Annotated in this window: 2 protein-coding genes; both read left to right on the forward strand. The window is 70.9% G+C overall.

The features are described from left to right. Window positions 1–4,869 (forward strand): SDR family NAD(P)-dependent oxidoreductase (locus tag AC0693_RS38575; protein ID WP_478804600.1); only part of this gene is annotated, 4,869 nt, incomplete at its 5' end. Window positions 4,870–4,919: 50 nt separating this feature from the next. Next, window positions 4,920–5,920: beta-ketoacyl synthase N-terminal-like domain-containing protein (locus tag AC0693_RS38580; protein WP_478804601.1), on the forward strand; the 1,001-nt coding region annotated here is incomplete at its 3' end.

Consider the following 5,920-nt stretch of genomic DNA (forward strand, 5'->3'; position numbering starts at 1 on the left):
CGGTCGTTGGGTGTGGTGCCGGATGCGGTGGTGGGGCATTCGCAGGGGGAGATTGCTGCGGCGGTGGTGGCGGGTGGTCTGTCGTTGGAGGACGGCGCTCGTGTGGTGGTGTTGCGTGCGCGGTTGATCGGGCGTGAGCTGGCGGGGCGTGGTGGGATGGCGTCGGTGGCGTTGCCGGTGGCTGTGGTGGAGGAGCGTCTGGCGCGGTGGGCGGGGCGTCTGGGGGTGGCGGTGGTCAACGGGCCGTCTGCCACGGTGGTGGCGGGTGAGCCGGATGCGGTGGCGGAGTTTGTGACCGGATGCGAGGCGGAGGGGATACGGGCGCGGCGTCTGCCGGTGGACTATGCCTCGCACTCGGCGCATGTGGAGACGCTGGCGGCCGAGCTGGAGGAGGTTCTGGCGGGTATTCGTCCGCGGAGCGGTGAGGTTCCGTTCTATTCGACGGTGGAGGCTGCGGCGATCGACACGGCGTCGTTGGACGCGGGGTACTGGTTCGGGAATCTGCGTCGGCCGGTGCGGTTCCAGGAGACGGTCGAGCAGTTGCTCGCGGACGGTTTCCGGGTGTTCGTGGAGGCCAGTGCGCATCCGGTGCTGACCGGGGCGGTGCAGGAGACCGCGGAGTCGGTGGGCCGGCAGGTGTGTGCGGTGGGTTCACTGCGCCGCGAGGAGGGGGGCTTGCGGCGTTTCCTGACTTCGGTGGCGGAGGCGTTCGTCCAGGGGGTGGAGGTGTCCTGGCCGGCACTGTTCGACGGCACCGGGGCCCGCATCATCGACCTGCCCACCTACCCCTTCCAACGCCAGCACTACTGGTACAACGACCCTGCTCGCCGCAAGGGAGACGTGTCCTCCTTCGGTATGGCGGAGGCCGGTCACCCGTTGCTCGACGCCGGTACGGAACTTCCGGAAGGAGGCGAGCACCTCTACACCGCCCAGCTCACCGCTGACTCGCATCCCTGGCTGCTGGAACACACCCTGCTGGGTACGCCGTTGCTGCCAGGTGCGGCCTTCGTCGACCTCGTCCTGTGGGCCGGCGGGGAGTTCGGATGCGAGCTGGTCGAAGAACTGACGCTGACCTCGCCGCTGCTGTTGTCCGACAGCGCTGCCGTCCAACTGCGGCTGGTCGTGGGTACGACGGACGCCGAGGGGCGTCGTACGATCACCATCCACTCGCGCCCGGACGCGCACCCGGGCACCACGCGCGCACCTGCGGCATCGCACGAGACGGACTCGGAGGCGGAGACCCGCAGGGGCACGGCCGACTGGACGAAGCACGCCCAGGCGACGGTCGCTCCCGCCCCTGCCACCCCGGCTTCCGGTGCGGGCGCGGACGGGAACCTCGTTCTCCCCGCGGCGGAATGGAGCATGGCCTCGACGGAGTCGGACACCTTCCTGACCGAGGACTTCTACGCGTCCTTCGCCGCTCGTGGTTACGGCTACGGCCCGCTGTTCCAGGGCGTACGATCAGGCCGGCAGGACGGGAGCGACGTCTACGCCGACGTCGCGCTGGACCGGGGTGCCCCCCCGCCCGGCGAGCGCTTCGGCCTGCACCCCGCGCTGCTCGACGCGGCGTTCCAGACGATGCGTCTGGGATCCTTCTTCCCCGACGACGGACAGGTGCGCGTGCCGTACACCTTCCGTGGGATACGCCTGTACGCCCCTGGGGCCGAGCGCCTGCGGGTCCGTGTCTCGCCGGTCGGGGACGATGCCGTACGCGTGGAGTGCGCCGATGAGCAGGGGCGGCTCGTCTGCGAGATCGACGCCCTCGTCGTGAGCCCGGTCTCCCCGGACCAGTTGCGGACTGCCGGACAGGACGCGACCCAGGACATGCTGCACCGGGTCGAGTGGCCCGTGCTGCCCTCGCCGGTCGGCAGCACCACGGCTACGACCGCCTTCCGCTGGATCGTGGTCGGGGACGAGGACGACGGCCTCGGAATTGCGGAAGGGCTGTCCCGCGCCGGTCTATGGACCGAGCGTCACCGGAACCTGGCCGACGCAATGACGGCCATGTGGACCCCGGCGGACACGGCAGGGCCCCCTGCTGCCACCGACACGACCTCCCTCATAGCCGTCCCCCTCTCGCAGTCGCCCACCATGGACGCCGTCGCGGTGCGCCACGCCGTCCACCAGGCCCTGGAGCTGGTACAGGGCTGGCTGTCCGCGGACGAGGCGGCAGGAGAGGGCGGGAGCGGGGACGCGGGACCGGACGGGCGCTTGGTGCTGATCACGAGCGGCGCAGTGTCCACGGGTGACGCGGACCCGTTGCGGGACCCGGTGGCTTCGGCCGTCTGGGGTCTGTTGAGGTCCGCGCAGTCGGAGCAGCCGGACCACTTCGTACTCGTGGACCTCGACGAGGGTGCCGTTGACGGGGCGGCCCTGTCAGCCGCGATCGCATCCGGCGAACCGCAACTCGCGCTGCGCGACGGGAACGTGCACGTGCCCAGGCTGGCGGCCCTGTCCGCGCGGGACTCGCAGATGCTGCTGCCGCCCGCCGGCACTCGGGCCTGGCATCTGGCCAGCGCCAGTACCGGAACCCTTTCGGACCTCGCGCTTGTGCCGGCGCAGGCCGACACCGTTCCGCTCGCACCGGGGCAGGTGCGGATCGCGGTGCGGGCGGCCGGCCTCAACTTCCGGGACACGCTCATCGCGCTCGGCATGTATCCGGGGGAGGGCGTGATGGGCGCCGAGGGCGCTGGCGTGATCACCGAGGTCGGCCCGGCCGTGGTGGGCCTCGCCGTCGGGAACCGGGTACTGGGCATGTGGACCGACGGGTTCGGGCCGTACGCCGTGGCCGACCACCGCATGGTGGCCCCGATGCCGCGCGACTGGTCCTACACTGAGGCCGCCTCGGTACCCGCCGTCTTCCTCAGCGCCTACTACGGACTCAAGCACCTGGCCGGTCTGCGTGCCGGCCAGTCGGTGCTGGTGCATGCGGCGGCGGGTGGCGTGGGCATGGCCGCCGTCCAACTGGCCCGGCATTTCGGAGCCGAGGTCTTCGGTACGGCCAGCCCGGCCAAGTGGGACGTACTACGGGCGCAGGGCCTGGACGACCGGCACATCGCCAGTTCTCGGACGTTGGACTTCGCAGCCCGGTTCCTCGACGCGACCGGCGGGCGCGGGGTGGACGTCGTCCTGAACTCGCTCGCGGGCGACTTCGTCGACGCCTCCCTGCGACTGCTGCCGCGCGGAGGGCAGTTCGTGGAACTGGGCAAGGCGGATGTGCGCGATGCCGCGCAGGTGGCCGCCGACCGTCCGGGAACCGTCTACCGGGCCTTCGAGCTGATGGAGGCCGGACCTGAGCTGATCGGCCGCATGCTCACCGAACTGCTGGAACTGTTCGAGTCCGGGGCGCTGCGCCTGCTGCCCGTCACACCGTACGACGTCCGGCGGGCACTCGATGCCTTCCGTACGCTCAGCCAGGCTGGACACGTGGGCAAGCTGGTACTGACGATGCCGCCGGCCTTCGATCCGCACGGCACGGTACTGATCACCGGCGGCACCGGAAACCTGGGCGGAACGCTCGCCCGGCATCTCGTGACCGAACACGGAGTGCGCCACCTGCTCCTGGCCGGGCGGCGGGGAGCCGAGGCCGAGGGCGCCGCTGAACTCGTGCGGGACCTGAACGATCTGGGCGCCTCCGTGACCGTCGCATCCTGCGATGTCGCCGACCGTGCGGCGCTCCGGGAGCTCCTGGGCAGCGTACCGCCGGAGCGTCGGCTCACCGGCGTCGTCCACGCGGCGGGCGTACTCGACGACGGCGTGGTCACCTCATTGACCCCGGACAGGATCGACGGCGTCCTGCGACCCAAGGTGGATGCCGCACTCAACCTCCACGAAGCCGCCCTCGATCCCGAGCTCGGCCTCGACCTGTCGGTGTTCGTCCTGTTCTCCTCCGTCGCGGCCCTGCTCGGCGGCGCGGGCCAGGGCAGCTACGCCGCCGCCAACGGCTTCCTGGACGGACTCGCCCAGCACCGGCGTGGCCGCTCACTGCCCGCGCTCTCGCTTGGCTGGGGGCTGGCCGGGAACGGACGGATGACGTCCCACCTGGACACCCAAGCTCTGCTCCGGCGCATGGCCAGGGGTGGTGTCCTGCCGCTGTCCCCGGCGGAGAGCATGGCACTGTTCGACGCGGCCCAGGGCTTCGACGAGGCGCTCCAGGTGCCGGTGCGATTCCACACCGCCGCCCTGAGCACCGACGGGAACGTCCCGCCGATCTTCCGCGGACTGATCCGGGGCGGGGCAGGGAATGCCCCGGCCCGCAGCAGGAACGCCGGGCCCTCGGCCTCGGGTGCTCCCGTCGGAGGCGACCCGGCGAATCTGGCCGACCGGCTGTCCGGACTGACCGAGGACGAACAGCGGGCGCTGCTCCTCGACACCGTACGCACGCACGCGGCCCTCGTCCTTGGCCACACCGGCGCTGACGGCATTCAGGCCGACCGGGCGTTCAAGGACCTGGGCTTCGACTCGCTGACGGCCGTCGAGATGCGCAACCGGCTCGTCGCCGCCACAGGACTGCACCTCGCCGCGACGCTGGTCTTCGACCACCCCGCTCCGGCGGACCTCGCCGAGCACCTCCGCTCGCGGCTGGTTCCCGAGGAGTCGAACGTACCGCCGCTCCTCGCCGAGCTCGACCGACTCGAAGCGGCGATCCAGGAGTTGACCGACGCCGATCTCGACTCGCTCGTACCCGACGACATCGCCCGCGACGAGATCGCCGTACGTCTCGCCGCCCTCGGTTCTCTGTGGGACGGGCTTCATGGCAGTGGCAGCGGCGGGACGCACAAGCCCGGTGACTCGATCGTCGAGGACATCGACTCCGCCGACGACGAGGAGATCTTCGCCTTCCTCGATGAGAGCTTCGGCGACTCCTGACCGCAGGCACCTTCGTACGGACCGACGACTCAGCAGACTGGTGATGAGAGATGGCGACCGAACACGAGCAGAAGCTCCGCGACTACCTCAAGCGGGCCACCACCGAACTCCACAAGGCCACGGAACGGCTGAAGGACCTGGAACAACGCGCTCACGAGCCGATTGCGATCGTGGGGATGGGATGCCGGTTCCCGGGCGGGGCGTCGTCGCCGGAGGAGTTGTGGGACCTGGTGGCGGCGGAGGTGGACGCGGTCACTCCCTTCCCGGTGGACCGGGGGTGGGACGTGGCGGGGCTGTACGACCCGGATCCGGACGCGGCGGGGCGTGCCTACGTCCGCGAGGGTGGGTTCCTCCATGGGGCGGGGGAGTTCGACGCGGGGTTCTTCGGTATCTCGCCGCGTGAGGCGTTGGCGATGGATCCGCAGCAGCGGTTGTTGCTGGAGACGTCGTGGGAGGCGTTGGAGCGGGCGGGCATCGACCCGCACTCGCTGCGCGGCACGCGGACCGGCGTCTACATGGGTGCCTGGAACGGCGGATACGCCGACGGGATTCCGCAGCCCTCGGCGGAACTGGAGGCCCAGCTCCTCACCGGCGGCGTGGTGAGCTTCACCTCCGGCCGCGTGTCCTACCTCCTGGGTCTGGAGGGGCCGGCGGTGACGGTGGATACGGCGTGTTCGTCGTCGCTGGTCGCGCTGCATCTGGCGGTGCAAGCGTTGCGCAGCGGTGAGTGCGACCTCGCCCTCGCGGGCGGCGCGACCGTGATGTCGACGCCCGACGTGTTCGTGCGCTTCTCACGCCAGCGCGGAGTGGCCGCCGACGGCCGCTGCAAGGCGTTCTCCGCCTCGGCCGACGGCTTCGGACCGGCTGAGGGTGCGGGCGTGCTGCTCGTCGAGCGGTTGTCGGATGCGGTGCGTCATGGGCGTCGGGTGTTGGCGGTGGTGCGTGGTTCGGCGGTGAATCAGGACGGTGCGAGCAACGGACTGACGGCGCCCAGTGGGCGGGCCCAGTCGCGTTTGATTCGCCGGGCGTTGGCGGATGCGCGGTTGGGTGT

Source organism: Streptomyces sp. NPDC043876, from assembly GCF_056435825.1.